The 19,520-nt window shown below is 68.8% G+C and carries 15 protein-coding genes; 8 read left to right on the top strand and 7 right to left on the bottom strand.

Annotated elements, in window-relative coordinates; translation table 11 throughout:
• Positions 1 to 1,444 precede the first annotated feature (1,444 nt).
• From trxA to ACTWLI_RS05995, 5 genes are all read right to left on the bottom strand, one after another.
• Positions 1,445 to 1,771 carry a thioredoxin gene (gene trxA, locus ACTWLI_RS05975; protein WP_056736779.1) on the bottom strand — a complete coding sequence of 109 codons (327 nt, stop codon included), beginning with the start codon at positions 1,769 to 1,771 and terminating at the stop codon, positions 1,445 to 1,447.
• A 38-nt stretch (positions 1,772 to 1,809) separates the two neighbouring features.
• Complete coding sequence (gene trxB / locus ACTWLI_RS05980; protein ID WP_445155736.1) at positions 1,810 to 2,766, bottom strand: thioredoxin-disulfide reductase; 957 nt, start codon at positions 2,764 to 2,766, stop codon at positions 1,810 to 1,812.
• 174 nt (positions 2,767 to 2,940) lie between these two features.
• The gene (locus ACTWLI_RS05985; RefSeq protein WP_445155737.1) at positions 2,941 to 4,485 is read right to left on the bottom strand and encodes an ABC transporter substrate-binding protein; all 1,545 of its coding nucleotides are present in this window, start codon (positions 4,483 to 4,485) and stop codon (positions 2,941 to 2,943) included.
• A 169-nt stretch (positions 4,486 to 4,654) separates the two neighbouring features.
• Positions 4,655 to 6,733 (bottom strand): murein biosynthesis integral membrane protein MurJ, encoded by a 2,079-nt coding sequence (gene murJ, locus ACTWLI_RS05990; RefSeq protein ID WP_445155738.1) that lies wholly within the window; start codon positions 6,731 to 6,733, stop codon positions 4,655 to 4,657.
• A 62-nt stretch (positions 6,734 to 6,795) separates the two neighbouring features.
• A complete protein-coding gene (locus ACTWLI_RS05995) occupies positions 6,796 to 7,344 on the bottom strand; it encodes an NUDIX hydrolase (protein WP_445155739.1) in 549 nt (182 codons plus the stop codon).
• Positions 7,345 to 7,515: 171 nt separating this feature from the next.
• Between ACTWLI_RS05995 and ACTWLI_RS06000 the strand changes: the two genes are divergently transcribed.
• The 5 genes from ACTWLI_RS06000 (at position 7,516) to ACTWLI_RS06020 (ending at position 13,494) form a co-directional block, all read left to right on the top strand.
• On the top strand, positions 7,516 to 8,988 hold the full coding sequence (locus ACTWLI_RS06000; RefSeq protein WP_445155740.1) for a CCA tRNA nucleotidyltransferase: 1,473 nt from the start codon (positions 7,516 to 7,518) through the stop codon (positions 8,986 to 8,988).
• On the top strand, positions 8,989 to 9,573 hold the full coding sequence (locus ACTWLI_RS06005) for a histidine phosphatase family protein (RefSeq protein ID WP_445155741.1): 585 nt from the start codon (positions 8,989 to 8,991) through the stop codon (positions 9,571 to 9,573).
• A gap of 656 nt (positions 9,574 to 10,229) precedes the next feature.
• Positions 10,230 to 10,379 carry a hypothetical protein gene (locus ACTWLI_RS06010; protein WP_445155742.1) on the top strand — a complete coding sequence of 50 codons (150 nt, stop codon included), beginning with the start codon at positions 10,230 to 10,232 and terminating at the stop codon, positions 10,377 to 10,379.
• A gap of 203 nt (positions 10,380 to 10,582) precedes the next feature.
• Positions 10,583 to 12,049, top strand: a complete 1,467-nt coding sequence (locus ACTWLI_RS06015; RefSeq protein WP_445155743.1) for a glycosyltransferase family 87 protein — start codon at positions 10,583 to 10,585, stop codon at positions 12,047 to 12,049.
• A 5-nt stretch (positions 12,050 to 12,054) separates the two neighbouring features.
• Positions 12,055 to 13,494 (top strand): phytoene desaturase family protein, encoded by a 1,440-nt coding sequence (locus ACTWLI_RS06020; protein WP_445156131.1) that lies wholly within the window; start codon positions 12,055 to 12,057, stop codon positions 13,492 to 13,494.
• An 11-nt stretch (positions 13,495 to 13,505) separates the two neighbouring features.
• Here the strand turns inward: ACTWLI_RS06020 and ACTWLI_RS06025 are convergent, their stop codons facing one another.
• On the bottom strand, positions 13,506 to 14,204 hold the full coding sequence (locus ACTWLI_RS06025; RefSeq protein ID WP_445155744.1) for an ABC transporter ATP-binding protein: 699 nt from the start codon (positions 14,202 to 14,204) through the stop codon (positions 13,506 to 13,508).
• A 33-nt stretch (positions 14,205 to 14,237) separates the two neighbouring features.
• Positions 14,238 to 15,329, bottom strand: a complete 1,092-nt coding sequence (locus tag ACTWLI_RS06030; protein WP_445155745.1) for an ABC transporter permease — start codon at positions 15,327 to 15,329, stop codon at positions 14,238 to 14,240.
• A 187-nt stretch (positions 15,330 to 15,516) separates the two neighbouring features.
• On the opposite strand from ACTWLI_RS06030, the gene ACTWLI_RS06035 reads away from it, so the two are divergent.
• Genes ACTWLI_RS06035 through ACTWLI_RS06045 form a run of 3 tightly spaced genes read left to right on the top strand, consistent with a single transcriptional unit; the run spans position 15,517 to position 19,498 of the window.
• Positions 15,517 to 16,812, top strand: coding sequence for a sensor histidine kinase (locus ACTWLI_RS06035; protein ID WP_445155746.1), 1,296 nt, complete (start codon positions 15,517 to 15,519; stop codon positions 16,810 to 16,812).
• A complete protein-coding gene (locus ACTWLI_RS06040) occupies positions 16,809 to 17,480 on the top strand; it encodes a response regulator transcription factor (protein ID WP_445155747.1) in 672 nt (223 codons plus the stop codon). The genes ACTWLI_RS06035 and ACTWLI_RS06040 overlap by 4 nt, the downstream gene beginning before the upstream one ends.
• Before the next feature lie 41 nt (positions 17,481 to 17,521).
• Positions 17,522 to 19,498 (top strand): penicillin-binding transpeptidase domain-containing protein, encoded by a 1,977-nt coding sequence (locus tag ACTWLI_RS06045; protein ID WP_445155748.1) that lies wholly within the window; start codon positions 17,522 to 17,524, stop codon positions 19,496 to 19,498.
• The last annotated feature ends 22 nt before the right edge of the window (positions 19,499 to 19,520 follow it).

Here is a 19,520-nt window from a genome sequence, read left to right on the forward strand (position 1 = left end):
TGCATTGTCGGGGCTCGTGGTTCCTAGGTCCTCCCCGGATGCGGCACGGCGCTGTTGGCTTCAATGTTTCACGTGAAACCCGGCGATTAGACCCCAGGTGTCGGCATCGGCGGCCTGTTGTCCTTCTGCGTGATTCCGCCTGGGCGCCCACCCGTGGAGGGGGCCCGCCTCGTCGTCACCTTGCCGGCAGGTATGCCAACCACAATTTTGAAAGGCGCGTGAAATGGGGTGTAGGCCGGCCAGACCTACAGTGCGTGCTGTATACAACTAAATGGGGTCGATTAATGTCGCCGATGAGAAACCGCATTCGAGTCCTGCGGGGTAGACGCTAGGTCACCGCGGTGTGGCGGCCTGGTCCAACCACGTCCGGAAACAACGCGACAGCGGACGCAACTGGCTACGAGGCCATCCAGTTCACGATGTTTCACGTGAAACGAGCCCCGAGGCGTTTTCGGCCCTGGGCGTGGGCATTTGGCCTCCACATCTCCCCGCAACGCATGCGTGTGGGGCCGCGCATTTCCACCGCAGCTCCCTCTTCACCGTTGCCGTCACTCCGCAGATCCGCGGTTGTGAAGTCCGCATCTGCCCGTCGCATGTTCCCCAATGATGAGCGCGAAAGAGGCGTGCACCCAGGAGCGCACGCTCCTCACGCTGGCCAGCGTGCGAAGAGCCCACCACCCCTCCCTTTTCCTAGAACACCATGTTTCACGTGAAACGCTTGGCGAAGCCGGTGCCGTTTCACGTGAAACATCTCGCTGACGGCGACGAGCAACACACGGGTGCTTAACAGGAGGAACGAAACTGCTGTTGGCTCTCTTCTTGCCAATCTAACCTCGGTCGTAGCGGCCATACTGCGCATTTCATGCGCAAGTTTGGCATAGTTCCACGTGCTTCATATTTTCGCCGGCTCGGCGGGACCTAGGCACGCTGCTTGGTGCCCCCGATCCCGGAATTGGGGGCTGCCACGAAGCCCGCTGGACAAACCCGCGTGTTTTCACGTGAAACGTGCTGCCGAAGAGAGCAAAGTACGTGGCGCACAGTAGTCGGGGACGCGACGCCGAACCGTGCGATGCGTGATGTCTGAGGCATGCGGCGCTAACTGCAACCGAAAGTACATCCACGGCGAGCCCCCCGCCCCCAGTTCTGCATCGACCTAGATCAAATCCAGCGGGAGGCAACATCGCTGGCATCGGAACTCGAAACGACCTTTATGCCGCGACGAACCCAGGGCAGCAGGCTACAGTAGCTACCCAATACGGCCGTACGGCGATAGGGTCCATTCCAACGAATTCCGGACGGGATAACAACTGAATACGGTGGCTTTGGCGCGCGGCGCTCGAGCTGCTCGATTGGCGGGTCTCACTACAGAGAAAAAACGGCCTCCCACGCGTAGCGGGAGGCCGTTTTGGGTTGTGCTGCGCCGCTAAGGCGCCAAGCAGAACATCTAGGACAGAACGTCCGCGAATTCCTTCTCGAAGTACTGCTTCGGGCGGGCGCCGATAACGGTGCTCTTCACCTCGCCGCCCTGGAACAGGTACACAGCGGGGATGGAGGTGATCCCGTACTCCGCGGCAATGCCGGGGTTGTCGTCGACGTTCACCTTGACCACGTCGACCTTCTCCCCGTATTCCACGGAGATCTCGTCGAGGATCGGGCCGAGCTTGCGGCACGGGCCGCACCACTCCGCCCAGAAGTCCACGATAACGGGCTTGTCCGCGCCCAGCACGTCGGTGCTGAAGCTGGCGTCAGTTACGTCTTTTGCGTTGCTCATAACCTTGTCTCTCCCTTGGGTTGCTTGCCGCGCGCAGTTTAGGCGTGGAGGTCTGCTAGGTAGTGTTCGACGTCGAGGGCGGCTACACAGCCGGAGCCCGAGGCGGTGATCGCCTGGCGGTACGTGGGGTCGATCACGTCGCCGGCAGCGAACACACCGGGGACGCTGGTCTTGGAACTGCGGCCCTGGACAGCAATGGTGCCTTCCGGTGACAGCTCCAGCTTGCCCTTGACCAGATCGGTGCGGGGATCGTTGCCGATAGCCACGAACACGCCGGTCACAGCCAGTTCGGTTTCCGTGCCGTCCACCAGGTTCTTCAGCCGGAGTCCGGTGACTTTGTCGCCGCCGAGAACGTCTTCGACCGCACTGTTCCAGATGAAATTGATCTTCTCGTGCGCCAGCGCCCGGTCTGCCATGATCTTGGAGGCGCGGAGGCTGTCACGGCGGTGGACGACGGTCACGGACTTCGCGAACTTGGTCAGGAACAGCGCCTCTTCCATGGCCGAGTCGCCGCCGCCGATCACGGCGATGTCCTGATCCTTGAAGAAGAAACCGTCGCAGGTTGCACACCAGCTGACACCGTGGCCGGACAAACGCTTTTCGTTGGGCAGGCCGAGCTCACGGTAGGCGGAACCGGTGGACAGAATGATCGACCGGGCCTGGAACTTCTCCCCCGTCGCAATGGTCACGGTCTTGACGTCGCCGTCGAGGTCGAGTTCGGTGACATCCTCGAACTGGATTTCGGTGCCGAAGCGGGCTGCCTGCTTTTCGAAGTTCTCCATCAGGTCCGGGCCCATGATGCCTTCGGGGAACCCCGGGTAGTTCTCGACGTCGGTGGTGTTCATCAGTTCGCCACCGGCGGTCACGGATCCGGCCAGGAGCAGCGGCTTGAGGTTGGCGCGGGCCGTGTACACCGCAGCGGTGTAGCCTGCCGGGCCTGAGCCGACGATGATGACATCACGCACTTCGGACGCGGTGTTTTCTGCGTTGCTCACTGAACGGTGAACCTCTTCCTTTGTCGATGCGCCTGCCAGGATGGCCGGCCACATGGCACAACTGTTGCAGCCCCCCGGATATTCCGGCCGCGGGAGCGGAACGGTGGGGCCCCTCCCTCAGGTTACCTGCCACCGGGGGGCCCTCAGGCAATGTTGCCGCGGCGGGAAACCGCCTTACTGGACCTTGATCTCCGCGAGCCGCAGGCCGTAACCGTAGCGCGTCTTCGGAGCCGCCAGCTTGGGCAGGCTCTTGATGGACACGATCACGTACTGGGCAGTCACAGGCTCCTGCAGCGGCATCGTGAGGTCCGGCGAGGTGAAGCTGTTGCTGCCCACCTGCTTGGCGCCGTCCAGGCTGGGCCGATCGTTGGTGAAAACGCTGATGCTGCCCCCGGAGGCGCCGAGCTGGCTCAAGGTCACGGACGAGACCTGCGCAGGGGCCTTCAGCTTGACGACCAGCGGGACGCCGTCGGGGGCGAAGCCGCCCCAGCCGTCGGTGGCGAACTCCATGTCGGACCAGTAGCTCGCAGCGTTCCCGTCGAAGGTCTTGACCAGATCACCGTCGTAGGTGGCAGCGAAATCAAAGTTGCCCTGGCGGGTGACCGACTCGATGGCCGGCGGGGCTGCCGCGGGTGCCGAGCTCTTGCTTTCCGACGGGGTAGCGGACTGCGCCGGAGTGCTGGTCGACGACGTCGGCTTGGCAGCCTGCGGGCTTCCGCCCTTGAACAGACCGCCCAGGTTGGTCACCGCAAGCACCAGGCCGACCACCAGGACGGCGGCCAGCAGGGCGCCGACCAGCCACCTCATGGAACCTTTGCCGCGACGCTCCGGTCCGTCGTCGGAACCGCTGCCGTCGCCGCCGTCATAGTCGTAGTCGTCATCGGCCGCGCTCTTCTTCGCGAACGCCGGGAAACTCCGCGCCTCCCGGTCCGCGCCGGCGCCAGCAAAGGCGCCCGCTCCCGCAGCGGTCCGTTGGTCGGCCTCGGCGTAATCGGCGTCCTCCCAGCGGGAGACCTTGGGGGTCCCGGTCGTGGGGGCCTCCGCCGGGGCCTGGACGGGCTGCGCGGCGGTGGGCTGGGCAGCCGGACGCTGCGGCGTGGCTTCCTGAGGTGCGGTCTTCGGCTCTCGGGCAGCTGCGGCGGCTGCGACGCCTGCGGCCCCGGCTCCTGCGGCGGCCGCGGCACCCCGGCCGCTTGCTGAGGGAGCATCCGACGGCGCCGCCGGCATCCGCTGCGCGGGCGCCGCTGGAGCGTGCCCGGCCTGACGCTGCTGCTCACCATAGGAGATGTACCCGGCGTCGACTTCCTCGTCGTCGTAAAGGCCGTCGTATGTCTCGGGCTCAGTGGAGCGCGGCTGGCCGAAAATCTCGCTGCCCAGGGTGTCGGTGAAGAACGGTTCGACGTAGGGCGGGTTGGAGCTGACCACCAGGTCCAGCAGGTCCGCGGCCGACGTGTGGTTGGTGATCAGGTAGGTTGCGGCGTCGCTGACACCCAGGTCAAGGATCTGGACATTGCCTGGCCGCTCTCCGGTGGCCACCTCACGCGCGCTCTGGGCAACCTGGTCCGCGTTGCCGGGTCCGGCCACGAGGATGCTGACCGGCCGGTTCAGCACCTGATCCACACCGTCCAGCACCAGATCCTGGTCATGCGAGGTCAGTACCGTGGCCGTCACTTTGTAGCGGCCGCCAAGTACTGATCCGACATCGATCGGGTTGGACACGGGTTCCTCCTAGGCTGTCCGGGAACTGCCGGCCTGGCGACTTCGCCATCACCGCAGGCCCCCGGTAAAGCCGGTTGACCCCTGGTCTGCAACTCCCCTTCTTAGTCTTCGATCCTAGCCGATGCGCGCTGCGCGCCGCGGGAGCCCGGCGCGTGGGACGGCAGGGACCTTACTTTTTCCGCCGGCGGTCGAACGGGAAGTGCGGGTTGTGGCCAGGCTGGCCCTGGTAGGTCCGCCGTCCCGGCAGCGGGATTTCGGCGCGGCCGGCTCCGCCCTGGGCGGTGGCGGGCAACTCTTCTTCGGGCAGGTAATTGCCGCCGGTGGCCCAGCCGGGGGTGTCCCCCCGGCCCACGTCGGGTCCGGCCCGGAAGGAGGCAGCATCGAATTCGCCCGAGATCCGGGGAATCAGACCGGTATCAACCGACGTCGTGGCCCGCTCCGGCGCAGGACGGGCCGCGGCCGGCACCTCGCGGGCCGCCCCCTCGCCGCCGGCTTCGAGTCCGGCCTCGGCGCCGGAAGCCGGAGCCCGTCTTCCCAGCCGGCCCAGCAGCGGCTGCAGCAGGTCCTGCAGTTCGGTAACCCGCAGGAGCTTCAGCAGGACGAAGTAGACGCCAAGCATGACCGGCCCGACCACGATGATCGTGACGAGGGCGGCAAGCCGGCTGCTCCAGGCGAAACCGTCCGCCTGGTAGCTGCCCATCAGCCACAGGGCGCCCGCGCCGGCGACGGCGGAGCCGAGCGCCGCGTAGCCCATGCGGATGTAGGAATTGGCCACGCGGGGGCCGTCGAGGTGGCCGAGGAGCCGGCGCAGGAAGAAGGCGCTGACCATGACGGACAGGATGTTGCCGCCGGTGTACAGGATCGCGATGGCGAAGATGATCTGGTCGAAGGGCAGGAACTGAATGAAGAACGCCGCCACGACGTTGACCAGTGCCAGCACCAGTTGGATGAAGAACGGGGTACGGGCGTCCTCGTTGGCGTAGAACACGCGGGACATCATGAAGTTGGCGCTCATGAACGGCGTGCTGAGCGCCAGGATGGTCAGCGTCTGCGCCAGCATGACGCCGTCCTGCTTGTCCCCGCCGGAGAAGAACATGCCAAGCGGCCCGGCCAGGGCAAAAAGCGCCAGGGCGCCGAAGACGGTGGCCACGGCCATGGTGCGCAGCCCGTGGGAGAGGGCCCCCCGCAGCTCGGCCCGGTTGCCGTCCTGTGACGCCCGGGTCATGCGGTTGAACAGCACGGTGGCCAGCGACAGCGCAATGATGGAGTGCGGCAGCAGGTACAGCTGGCTCGCTACTTCCAGCACGGCGTTGCCGGGCAGGACGGCGGCCGCGGCCTCGTCGCCCGCGCGTTCGAGCCGGAGCCGCTCGGCGCCGGGGATCGTCGCGATCCGCATGACGTAGAGGAAGGCCAGCTGGCCGGCGGCGGCGGTGGCCAGGGTCCAGACGCTGAGTTTCGCAGCCTGGCCCAGGCCGACGCCGCGCCAGCCGAAGCGGGGCCGCAGCCCCAGCCGGAGCCGGAACACGGGGACCAGCAGGATGGCGGTCTGCGCCACCACCCCGATCGTCGAGAATCCTGCCACCAGGAAGGTCTGGAACGGACCCCAGCTGTCGAGCGTGTGCGGGTTCTCCGCGTTGGCGCCCAGGATCCAGATGAACATGCCCAGGCCGGCAATGGCGACGATGTTGTTCAGGATCGGCGCCCACATTGCCGGGCCGAACGCGCCGTTGGCGTTCAGGACCTGCGTCAGCAGGGCATAGAGGCCATAGAAGAAGATCTGCGGGAGGCACCAGAAAGCGAAGGTGACCGCAAGGGACTTCTGTTGCGGCGAATAGCCCTGGGTGGTCAGCTCGATCACCCAGGGCGCGAGGAGCGTCACCAGCAGGGTCAGCGAAAGCAGCACGACGACCGCCAGCGTCAGCAGGCGGCTGATGTAGTCGGCCCCGCGGTCCGGGCCCTTGCTGGCCTTGATGATCTGCGGCACCAGCACGGCGTTGAACACGCCACCGGCGACCAGCAGGAAGATCAGGTTCGGCAGGTTGTTGGCATTGATAAAGGTGTCCGTGACCGTGGAACCGAGGCCAAGGGCGGCGCCCAGCATCCAGGTCTTGCCGAAACCGAGGAAACGCGAGACCAGCGTCCCGGCGGCCATGACGGCGCTGGACCGCGCCTCCCCGTGCTGGGTCGCCTTGGCGGCGGCGTTTCCGGCGGGAGCGGGTTTATCGGAGGGGGTCTGGGCGGCAGGCATCGTCTTTATCGTCTCACCCGGGCGCGCCTTGGTGCGTCATCCGGGCCGGCGGCTGGGCAGGATCAGCGGTGTCCGGGCAGGACTTCCCTGGCCAGGTCCGCGATGCGGCGTTCGTTCGGGAAGGACAGCTTGCGGGCCAGTTCGTGAATGGGGACCCAGGCGACGTCCACGGCCTCCTGGTCGGGATCATTCTCAATGGTCAGCTCCCCGCCCGTAGCCCGCAGCAGGTAGTGGTGGACCGTCTTGTGGACGCGGTGCCCGCTGACGGTGAACCAGTAGTCGATACTCCCGAGCGGCGCGAGGATCGTTCCTTCGATCCCCGTCTCCTCCGCAATCTCGCGTACGGCGGCTTCTTCGTTGCTTTCCTTGCCCTCCGGATGGCCCTTCGGAAGGCACCATTCGAGCCGTCCGCCGCGGTTGAGCCGGGCGATGATGGCCACCCGGAGTTCGGCGTCGGAGGTGTCCACGACGACGCCGCCGGCGGACACTTCCTCGACGGTCGGCAACGAGGCCTGTCCCGGGTGCTGCACGGGCGCGACGTTGGCACCGATTGCCGATGGCAACGGTGCGTTCGTCCTCCTGCCGGGAGCGCTCGGTACGGGATGGGCCATGGTGTCCACTCTAACGACTCTTGCCCGGACTTGATGACCTAAACATGACAGGAAAGTGGCCGGGCGGAAAACCGGCCTGGCGCCGTCGCGCTCCGCAGGCGCGGCGCTCCGCGGGATCGGGCCGGCGCCCGGTGTGGTGCTCTCCGGGATTTCTGACAAGCTTAAGAGACTATGGCGCACGCACATCACCAGACTGACACCCACACCGTCGATTTCCAGGTGGATCCGGTGGTTCTCGAACTCGGGCAGCGCTTTGTCGACGCCGGCCATGAACTCTCCCTCGTGGGCGGACCCGTACGCGACCTCTTCCTCGGCCGGGCCTCGCCTGACCTTGACTTCACCACCGACGCGACGCCGGACCAGACGGTCGCCCTGATCAAGGGGTGGGCGGACAACTTCTGGGAGATCGGCCGCGCCTTCGGAACCATCGGGATGCGCAAGGCGGGCTTCCAGATCGAGATCACCACCTACCGTGCCGAGGCCTACGACCCGGAATCGCGCAAGCCCGTGGTGGCGTTCGGATCCTCGCTGACCGATGACCTGCTGCGCCGTGACTTCACCATCAACGCCATGGCGCTGCGGCTGCCGGCGCTGGAACTGGTGGACCCCTTCGGCGGGGTCAGGGACCTGCACGCCTCCACCCTGGCTACGCCGGGCTCGCCCCAGGCTTCTTTTTCCGATGACCCGCTGCGGATGATGCGTGCCGCACGTTTCGCGGCGCAGCTGGGCGTGAGCGTGCGCGCCGACGTGCGCGAGGCCATGACGGCGATGGCCGAACGGATCAAGATCATCTCCGCCGAGCGCGTGCGGGACGAACTGGTCAAGCTCATCTGCGCGGACCGGCCGCGCACCGGCGTTGACCTGCTCGTGGAAACCGGCCTGGCCGAGTACGTGCTGCCGGAAGTCTCCGCCCTCCGCCTCGAGTCCGACGAACACCACCGCCACAAGGACGTCTACCAGCACTCGCTGCAGGTCCTGGAACAGGCTGCGGCGCTGGAGTCGGGGCCGGACGGCCCCGTACCCGGCCCCGACTTTGTGCTGCGGTTTGCCGCCCTGATGCACGATGTCGGCAAGCCCGCCACCCGCCGCTTCGAACCCGGTGGCGCGGTGAGCTTCCGGCACCACGACATGGTGGGAGCCAAGCTCACGGCCAAACGAATGAAGGCGCTGCGCTTCGACAACGACACCATCAAGGCCGTCGCGCGTTTGGTGGAACTCCACATGCGTTTCTATGGCTACGGCGAAGCCGGCTGGAGTGACTCGGCGGTGCGCCGCTACGTCACCGACGCCGGACCGCTGTTGCAGCGCCTGCACCGGCTGACCCGGTCGGATGTGACCACCCGCAACCAGCGCAAGGCCGACCGGCTCTCCTTTGCCTACGACGACCTCGAAGCGAGGATCGCCGCGCTCCAGGAACAGGAATCGCTGGACGCGGTCCGGCCGGACCTCGACGGCGGGCAGATCATGGCGATCCTGGGGCTCAAGCCCGGTCCCGTCGTCGGGCGTGCGTACAAGTTCCTGCTCGAGGAACGGATGGAGCACGGCCCCCTGGAAGCTGCCGTGGCGGAAGCCAAACTTCACGCGTGGTGGGCGGAGCAGCCTGAGGCCGCCGCCGTTGATGTTCCCCCAACCGAGGAGTCCTAAGTGATTGCATCATCGAACGGCCCGCGTCCCCAGCTCTGGATACTGCGCCACGGTGAAACGGAGTGGTCCAAGAGCGGCCAGTACACCGGCCTCACGGACCTCCCGCTCACCGTGGAGGGCGAACAGCAGGCCGTGGAGGCCCGGAAGGTGCTCGACGCCGTCGACTTCGACCTCGTGCTCACGTCCCCGCTGCGCCGGGCACGCCGGACAGCGGAACTGGCCGGATTCCCCGACGCGCAGCTCGAACCACTGGCCGTGGAATGGGATTACGGCGAATACGAGGGGATCAGTTCCGACCTGATCCGCAAGGACAACCCCGACTACCTGATCTGGACCCACGGCGTGCCGAACGGCGAGGCCCTGGACGACGTGGCGGCCCGCGCAGACAAGATCGTCGCCCGGGTGCTTGAATCGGGCCTGGACAACGTACTGATCGTGGCGCACGGCCACTTCTCGCGCATCCTCACCGCACGCTGGCTGGGGCTGGACGCCCACGAAGGCCGGCATTTCCTCCTCGGAACGGCGAAAGTGTGCACGCTGGGATGGGACAAAAAGACCCCCGCCGTGGTCCGCTGGGGACTTTAAAATCAGCGCCGGAAAATTCTTTTAAAGAATTTTCCCGAATTGGTGGCTGACTGCCGCATTCATGGTGTACTTTTATTCTTGACCCCAGGGCGACTTGCCGGGGTCACGGCGCGCGTCGCCCGGCCAGTCAGCCGGTGCCACGGCAGAACAGAAAAGGAGGTTGGGATAAATGATTACTTTGACTAGCGGATGGATGAACTTCTTCGCCGCCACCCCGGCCTCCGTCGCTGCCCCGCGCCCCGAAGCCGGACGGTCTGCCAGCTAGCTCCCGTCAGCCCGGCCTCCGCCGGGTCTGGAGCCGCCGGACCACCTCCCTCGGGAGTGCGGCCGGCGCGGAACGTTCGTCTCAGCGGAACCGGAACGGTTACGCAGTATCCCCATAGTTCGGAACCTGGCTTCCTGATGGGTTTGCGGCGTGCCGCGTCCGGCGGCCCTTTCTTCGCTCCGGCGAATTCATTCAATTAATCCCCGGGCATTCCCATGCCGAAATTAGGGCTTATTCCATGATTCAAGATGCCTTTATTTGCCATGCCCGAATACTTTTATTTTCCCGAACCGACGAAAGGACCACCGTGTCGATCGCAACCAGTCCAGCCGCCCAGGGCGGCGCCGTACCTCAGCCAGGGGAACGGACCCGGCCGGCTCTTCGGAAGGAGGTGACCACCATGATCCGAAAACTGCAGGAGATCCTGACCTTCCACGCACGGCCAGTGCGCAGGAGCAAGACCGGCTTCAACGCCCGGCTCCTCGAGCAACAGCGCGAGGACGTCTACCTTGCCATGCACCAGATGGGACTGCTCCGCTGACCGGGGCATACCCGCCGCCGAGGCGGCGCGGACCATCCCATCGAAGGAGGAACTGATGGCCACCATCGGAACCAATCCGCCAGGAGCCCACGCGGCGACGCGTGGGCTCCCCCTTTTAACCAGGACCACCGCCCTCCCCACACCCTGCCCGTCCGGCACCGGCACACAAGCCCCGCGGCCCGGACGCCCGGTAAGCTCAAGGCATGCAGGAGACAATGCCGCCGGAGCACCGCAAGCGGACCCGACTGGTAATCCCCAGCCGCGATGACCTGCTGCTGCGCAACTTCACCGAACTGGTCGGTGGCCCGCTGGGCCGGCGCGCGGCCCCCGGCATCGTCTCCCCCGGCTTCTTCACGGTCGAACGGGTCCTCGTGCTCCTCACCGTCGCCGCCGCCGTGGTGGGCCTCCTCATGAAGGGCTACTGCCGCAGCAAGGGTTGGGAATCCCCCGGCCAGTTCTATGCGACCTGCTATTCGGACTTCCCGGAGCTGTTCAGAAACCGCGGCCTGGGCGACGGCGCCTTTCCGTTCGTGACCGCTGGCAGTTTCTTCGAGTACCCCGTCCTGATGGGCCTCATTGCGGGCGTCACGGCCCTGCTCATCCCGGGCCACGGCACAGACAACGCACGGGTGCTGGCCTACTTTGACGTCAACGCCACCCTGATCGCGGCGGTCTGGATCGTGACCGTACTCGCCACCGCCCGCACCGCCCGCCGCCGCGCCTGGGATGCTGCCATGGTGGCCGTGGCGCCGGGAATCATCCTCGCCGGGTTCATCAACTGGGACATGTGGGCCGTCGCCCTGCTGGCGCTCGGCATGTACTTCTTCTCGCGGGACAAATTGCTCCTCGCCGGTATCTTCATCGGCCTGGGCACAGCGACCAAGCTCTACCCCCTGCTGGTCCTCGGTGCGGTGCTGCTGCTGGCCCTGCGGACCGGCAAGCCCCGGGCCTTCCTCGTGACCGCCGGCGCCGCCGTCGTGAGCTGGCTGGCCGTGAACCTGCCGGCGGCCCTGGGCGATCCCGCGGCGTGGAAGTACTTTTACCAGTTCACCGAGTCCCGCCCGGCCGGTTACAGCTCTCCATGGTTCGCCTACAACCTTGTGGCGGGCCGCCTCGGCTGGAAGCCGCTGGAAGCCGCCGCCATCAACGGGCTGGCGCTCAACCTCTTCCTGCTCGCCTGCGTGCTGATTGCCATCCTCGCGCTGGCCGTCCCCCGGCGGCCGCGCCTGGCCCAGCTGGTATTCCTGATCGTGGCCGCCTTCATCCTCACCAACAAGGTCTACTCCCCACAGTTCGTCATCTGGCTGGTCCCGCTGCTGGCCCTGGCCCGGCCCCGCTGGCGGGACTTCCTGGTCTGGCAGGCCATCGAGGGGCTGCACTGGGCGGCCATCTGGATGTACCTTGGCCAAGTGACCAGCGGCGGCCCCACCCAGCACAACCTCGACATGCCCTACTACGTGCTCGCCGTCGTCGCCCACATGCTGGCCACCGGCTACCTGATGGCCAGGATCGTGTGGGACATCTGCGACCCGGCGCGCGACGTCGTCCGGCGCGGCGGCATCGATGATCCGCACGGCGGTCCGTTCGACGGCGCCGCAGACCGGCTGCGGGTTGCCCTGCTTCACCCGAGGGCGTCCGTGCTGCCGCGGCGTGCCGGCGCGGGCGGTTGAGCACCGTGCCCGACGTCGCCGTCGTCGGATCCGGACCCAACGGCCTGGCGGCCGCCGTGACGATGGCGCGCGCCGGCCTGAAGGTCCACGTCTACGAAGCCGCACCCTCGGTGGGCGGCGGCCTGCGGACCGCGGAAGTCATCGCGCCCGGGCACTTCCATGATGTGTGTTCGGCCGTCCACCCGATGGTCCTGGCGGCGCCGTTCTTCCGGGATTTTGAACTCGCCCGCAGGGTGCAGCTCGAAGTACCGGAACTTTCCCACGGCGTCCCGCTCGACGGCGGCCGCGCCGCACTGGGATACCGCTCGCTGGAGCGCACCGCGGCGGGCCTGGGCCGGGACGGCGCAGCCTACCGCCGGCTGATGCAGCCGTTGCTGGACCGGCTGGACGGCGTCACGGACCTGACACTGAACCAGTTGCTGCGGGTGCCGCGGAACCCAGTGGCGGCCGCGGTGTTCGGGCTGCGGACCCTCGAGCAGGGTTCCCTGCTGTGGAACGCTCGCTTCCGCGAGGACCTGGCGCCCGCCCTGCTGACCGGGGTCGCGGCGCACGCGGTGGCCCCGCTTCCCACCCTGCCGGCGGCCGGGGCCGGGCTGCTGCTGGGCGCCCTGGGGCATGCCGGCGGATGGCCCATCCCGGTCGGCGGTTCGGCGGCGATTGCCCGGTCCATGGTGGACGATCTCGAGGCCCACGGCGGCGTAGTGGAGACCGGAGCCCGGATCGGATCGCTGGCCGAGCTGCCGCCCGTGCGGGCGACCCTGCTGGATGTGGCGCCGCCCGGCCTGGCGAGGATTGCCGGGAGCGCCCTGCCCGCGGGCTACCTGCGCGCCCTTGAGTCGTTCCGCTTCGGGAACGGGGCCTGCAAGGTCGACTTCATCCTCTCGGGTCCGGTGCCCTGGGCAGCGCCCGGGTTGGCCGACGCCGGCACGGTGCACGTGGGCGGGACCCGGGCCGAGACGGCCGAGGCCGAACGCCAGGTGGCCGCCGGCCGGCATCCCCAGCGCCCCTACGTCCTGGTGTCGCAGCCCTCCCGCTTCGACCCCGGCCGTGCGCCGGCCGGACGGCACATCCTGTGGACCTACTGCCACGTTCCGGCTGGGTCCACGGTGGATATGGGCGACGCGGTGATCGCCCAGCTCGAACGCTTTGCTCCCGGATTCCGGGACCTCGTGATCGATTACCGCGTGACCACGGCGGCCGGGCTGGCGGAATACAACGAGAACTACGTCGGCGGAGACTTCAGCGCCGGCGCCATGGACCTGCGCGGCCTGCTCCGCCGGCCGGTGCTGAACCCCGTGCCGTGGCGGACCCCGGTGCCGGGCCTCTACCTGTGCTCCTCCTCCACGCCGCCCGGTCCGGGCGTGAGCGGAATGCCCGGCCTGCACGCCGCGCGGCACGCCCTGCGTGACATCTTCCGGCTGCCGGTCCCTCCGCTCGGCCTCTGACGCGGAACCGGTCAGCGCAGGGACGCGAGGGGTTCGGCTGCCGAGAGCCTGCCGTCCCGCATGGTGGCCACCGCATCGGTGAACGCGAGCAGTTCGGTGTCGTGGGTGACCATCAGCGTGGCCACGCCGAACTCGTCCGTAACCCGGCGGAGCAGCCGGACGATTTCCTCGCTGCGCTCCTGGTCGAGGGCTGCGGTCGGTTCGTCGACCAGCAGCACCGCCGGATCGCCCATCAGCGCCCGGGCGATGTTGACCCGTTGGCGCTGACCCCCGGAGAGCTGGTGCGGACGCTTGTCCAGCACGGCCGAAAGTCCCACGCGCGCCAGCAGCTCCGTGGCCCGGGCCCCCGCGTTCCGCGGCGGTTCGGACCTCAGGTGCGCGGCGAGCACGAGTTGTTCGACGGCGGTGAGCGAGGGCAGCAGGTTTGGCTGCTGGAAGACGATGCCGATACTGTTCCGGCGCAGACCGGCCCGGCCTGCGTCCGAGAGCGTTCCGGCTTCCTGCCCGGCGACCACGACGGACCCCGCTGTGGGTTGCACCAGCGTCGCGGCGACGGCGAGCAGGGAAGATTTTCCCGAGCCGGAAGGGCCGATCAGCGAGACGAACTCGCGGGGGCGGAGAGCCAGGCAGACATCGTCGAGGGCGCGGAGGGTGCTTGCACCGTCGGGATATTCGAGCGAGACGTGGCTGAGGGTGAGGACGGTATCCATAGATATGCCTTTCAGGGAATGTTTCGGGGGGTTTTAGTTGCCGGCGAGGGCGAGCAGCGGATCGACCCGGGTGACACCGCGCACCGCCAGGGCGGCTCCGGCCAGGCCCAGCGCAATGACCCCGGCCACCGGCAGCAGGGTGGTCTGCACCGACGTCAGGAAGGGGGCGGCGCCGGCGGCCAGCAGTCCACCGGCTAAGCCCGCGGCACCACCCACGCCCGCGCCGGCGGCCAGCACCACCGCCGCCTGGACCATGGCGTCCTTGAGCACGTAGCCCGGTGAACTGCCCATGGCTTTGAGGACCGCGATGTCCCGGGTGCGCTGCACCGTCCACACGGTCAGGAAGGCCACGATCACCAGCGCCGAGATCCCGTACAGAAAGGCCTGCATGAGCAGCAGCGATCCGTGCTCGCTGCGGTAGGAACCGAGCGCCTGGAAGGAGCCTTCGAGGCTGGTGCTGACGGTGCCGGCGGCCGCATTCGCGGCCGCCGTGTCCACCGTTGCGCCCTCGTCGAAGCGGACCGCGGCGACGGTGGCCACGGCGTCCCGGCCGGCGAGGTGCGCGATCCTGCGCCAGTCATTCAGCGTGGTCCAGACGACCCCCGTGTGCGAGTACCACTGGTCCGGGACCACGGCGGCGACCGTGAACGTGGTGCCCCCGATCGAGATCTGGTTGCCGACGTCGAGCCCGAGGTCTCCGGCCGTCCCGGCCCCGACCACCACGGTGCCGTCGGCGACCGGCGAGGGCGCCAGGTCGGCGGTGACGCCGAAAACGGCCACGCTGGCGGTGCCGGCGGGTACGCCCCCGGAAGCCAGGGCCTGGAGCCGGCCCTGGCTGATGCCGAGCGGTTCGGCCCGGCCGACCCCGTCGCGGGCGGCCCAGCCGGCGAGCTGGGCCGGGGTGATCTCAGACGCCGTGAACGAGGCCTCCGGGGTGCTGCCGGCGGGGGCACCGAAAACCACCTGGTCGGCCGTAAGGGCGGCGATGGCGGAGGTGGACTGGTTGCCCAGCCCGGCGGTCAGCCCGGAGAGCAGCACCAGCAGCAGGGTGATCAGGGCGACGACGCCGCCCATCAGGGCGAAGCGGCCCTTCGCGAAGCGGAGGTCGCGGATGGCGAGAAACATGGGGTTCCTTTGTCTTGGGAATGGGCTTCCTTTCCACTGTCCCGCCCCGGCGGCGCGCTGCCATCGCGCCTCCGGATGGTCCCGGGCCGCCGTCGGGATGATCCGCGGGTCAACCGATCGGTTGATTCCGGCCGCCGGCGGGGGGCTTGCGGGCTCCACCGCCGGGACGCCCGGCTAGGCTGAAATCATGGGAGCAGGAAACGTGCGGCCACCGGCCCAAACCGGTGACACAGCCGGTGACACAGCCGGTGACACCGCTCTGATCCTGCGGGTGCTGCGGGTCAGCCTGCACGTCGGCTTCGCCGTGCTGCTCCTGGTCGCCGTCGTACGGCTTGCCGCGGACGGGCTTCGCGGCGCCGGCTGGCTCACCCTCGGGCTGGCGCTCGGCCTCGCCGGCGTCTACCTGGCCGGCACGGTGCTGGAAAAGCGCCATGCGTTCCGGCCGGGCCGTTTCAATCCCCGGCCCTACGCGCTGTGGTGGCTGGCCGCCGTCTGCCTCCTGTGGCTGCTCCTGATCCGGGCGAGTCCCGACTTTGTCTGGCTGGCCTTCCCGCTGTTCTTCCTGCAGCTGCACCTGCTGCCCCGTCGTCCGGCCCTCGCCGCCATTGCCGCCAGCACCGTCCTGGTGGTCGCGGCACTCTGGCTCCACAACGGCGGACCCGCCAGCGCCCTGCAGCTGCCCATGGTCCTGGGCCCGGTCTTCGGGGCCGCGTTCGCCGTCGTCACCGGCCTGGCCTACCGGGCCCTCTACCGGGAGGCGGAGAACCAGCGCCTGGCCGCGGAAGAGCTGCGCCGTACCCGCGCGGAACTGGCCCGCCGCCAGCACGACGCCGGCAGCCTGGCGGAGCGGACCCGGCTCGCCCGCGAGATCCATGACACGCTCGCGCAGGGCTTCTCCAGCATCGTGCTGATCGGCCGGTCGGCCGAGCAGGCGCTGGCGGCCGGCGACGCCGCCGCGGCGCGGGACCGGCTCCGGACCGTGCAGGAAACCGCGGCGGCCAACCTCGCGGAGGCCCGCAACTTTGTCCGCGGACTGCAGTCCCCCGAGCTGGAAAGACGCTCCCTGCCGGACAGCCTGCGCCGGCTGTGCGCCACGACCGAATCGGAGGCCGCCGCCCGCGGCGCCCTGCTGGCGTGCCGGTTTGAGGTCGAAGGCGTGCCGGTGGAGCTGCCCAACGCGTACCGGACCACCCTGCTGCGCGCCGCGCAGTCCAGCCTGGCCAACGTGCTGCAGCACGCAGGCGCCGGTACCGCCGTCGTGACGCTGTCCTTTGTCGGCACCGAGGTCGCGATGGACATTTTCGACGACGGCGCAGGCTTCGACCCCGCCGCAGTGCCGGAGCGGGCGGACGGCTCCGGCTACGGGCTGAGGTCCCTCCGGGAGCGTGTCGCGGCGCTCTCCGGCACCCTGGCGGTCGAGTCGGCGCCCGGCGAGGGAACGGTCGTGGCCGTCCGGCTGCCGCTGGGAAAGGACACACCGTGAACGCGATCCGCGTCCTGCTCGTCGATGACCACCCCGTGGTCCGGGCCGGCCTGCGGGCCATGCTCACCGAGCTTGAGGGCATTACCGTCGCAGCCGAGGCCGCCGACGGAGCCGCGGCCCTTGCTGCGCTGTCGCGGCTCCGGGCGCTGGGCGAACCGGCCGACGTCGTGCTCATGGACCTGCAGATGGGCGCCGGCATGGACGGGGTCACCGCGACCGGCCGGATCCAGGCCGGCGACGGCGGGACCCCGGCGCCGCCGGTGCTGATCCTCACCACCTTCGACTCGGACGCGGACATCCTCGCGGCGGTGGAGGCGGGCGCGAGCGGCTACATGCTCAAGGACGCGCCGCCCGAGCAGATCCGCCAGGCGGTGCTCGCCGCCGCGGCGGGGCAGACGGCGCTGGCCCCCGAGGTCGCCGCCCGGCTGCTGGGGCGGATGCGCAGCCCCGGACCCGCCCTTTCCGCCAGGGAAATCCAGCTGCTCGGACTGCTCGCCGCCGGCCTGGCAAACCGGGCCATCGCCAAGGAGCTGTTCATTTCCGAAGCGACCGTGAAAACGCACCTTGTCCACATCTACGACAAGCTCGGTGTCCAGAACCGGACGGCGGCGGTGGCGGCCGCGGTGCAGCAGCGGATCATCCGGCCGCACGGTTCCGCGGATCAATGACGTGACAAACCACTGTCCGTGGCCCGGGGCATAATGGCGCGATGGGGAAAATTCAAAAACTGTCTCTCGCCGTGGCCGCCCTGGTTCTCGGCGGTTCGCTGGTCTCGTGCGACGACGGCCGCTCCGGCGCCGAGGAGGCAGCCCGGCAACTGGCGTCCTCGGTCGCCGCACTCGATGTGGGCGGGGTGGCCTTTGACGGCAAGGACTCCGGGGCGGCGAACGACCGGCTCAAGGCCGTCTTCAAGGCCCTCGATCCGGCCAAACCGGCCGTGGCCGCCGGCGAACTGAAGCTGGAGAACGACAGCGCCTCGGTTCCGCTGGATTACAGCTGGAAGATCGGCGCCGGGGAGTGGAAATACACCGTGACCGCCCAGCTGAAGAAGGCGGACGGCAAATGGCGGACCGCCTGGTCCCCGGAACTGCTGGTCCCCGGCCTCGCCGAGACCGAAGTCCTCGGCACCGCTGCCGAATCCCCGCAGCGGGCGGACATCCTGGGCGCCGGCGGGGCCAAATTGGTCACCTACAGGCCCGTGGTGCACGTCGGCATCGACAAGCCGCGGCTGGGCGCGGCCGACCCCGCCGACGCCGCCGACAAACTCGCCCGGCTGGTGGGGGTGGACCCCGGCGAATACGCCAAGCAAGTGGCCGCGTCGGGGCCCGAGGCGTTCGTCCCGGCCATCACCCTGCGCCAGGCCGGCCGGACCATCACGGACCAGGAGATTAGTGCGATCCCCGGCGCCCGGGCCATTGCCGACACCCTGCCGCTTGCCCCCACCCGAACCTTCGCCCGTGCCGTGCTTGGCACCGTGGGAGAAGCCAGCGCCGAGCAGATCGAAAAGTCCGGCGGCACCCTGACCGCCGGGGACACCACCGGTACCGGCGGCCTGCAGCAGCAGTACGACGCCCAGCTGCGCGGCACCAGCGGCATCCAGGTCTTCGCCCAGACCGAGGGCCTGACCGCGGAGCAACGGCAGGAACTGCCCGACAAGGGCCGCCGCGTGCTCTTCCAGGAGCCGATGAAGCCCGGAACCGCGCTGAAGACCACGTTGGACCCGCGGCTGCAGCAACTGGCTGAGGACGTGCTGGCCGACATCGGTCCGGCATCGGCCATCGTCGCGCTCCGGCCCTCCAGCGGAGCCGTGCTGGCCGCCGCCTCCGGCCCCGGCAGCAACGGCTACGACACCGCCATGCTCGGCCAATACGCCCCCGGCTCCATCTTCAAAATCGTCGACTCGCTGGCGATGTTCCGCAACGGCATGACCCCGGACAGCAAAGTCGACTGCCCGCCCACGCTCACCGTGGACGGCCGGACCTTCAAGAACGCCGAAGGCTACCCGGCCTCCTCGCTCGGGTCCGTGACCCTCCGCGACGCGTTCGCCCACTCCTGCAACACCGCCTTCATCAACGCCCGCGGCAAGGTCAGCCAGGCCCAGCTGGAGTCGGCTGCGACATCCCTCGGCGTCGCCGTCGAGGCGCCGTCCCTCGGGGCCGCAGCATTCCTGGGCTCCGTCCCCGGCGAGGCGGAAGGCACCGAGCATGCCGCGTCCATGATCGGCCAGGGCAAGGTCCTGCTGTCCCCGCTGTCCGCCGCCGTCATGGCCGGCTCGGTAGCCAAGGGCGCCCCGGTCTCGCCGCAGCTGGTGCTCAACCCGAACGCCGCCGCCGAAGGTGCCGCGACGCCGTCGGCCGGTCCCACGGCCTCGCCGACGTCGTCCGCGCCCGCCCCCGCGGCGGCGCCCGGCAAACCGGTGACGGCCGCCGAAGCGGCTTCCCTCGCGGACATGATGCGCGCGGTGGTCACCTCCGGCCACGCGGGCTTCCTTGCCTCGGTTCCGGGCGCTCCGGTCGGTGCCAAGACCGGAACCGCCGAGTTCGGCAAGGACAACCCGCCCAAGACCCACGCCTGGATCGTCGCGGTGCACGGCGACCTCGCCGTGGCCGTGTTCGTGGAGGACGGCGGCCTCGGTGCCACCACCTCCGGCCCGCTGCTCAAGGAGTTCCTGACCGGCGCCGGCTGACGCCCGGCCCGGGCAGGCCCGG

Source organism: Arthrobacter sp. Hor0625, assembly GCF_052567525.1.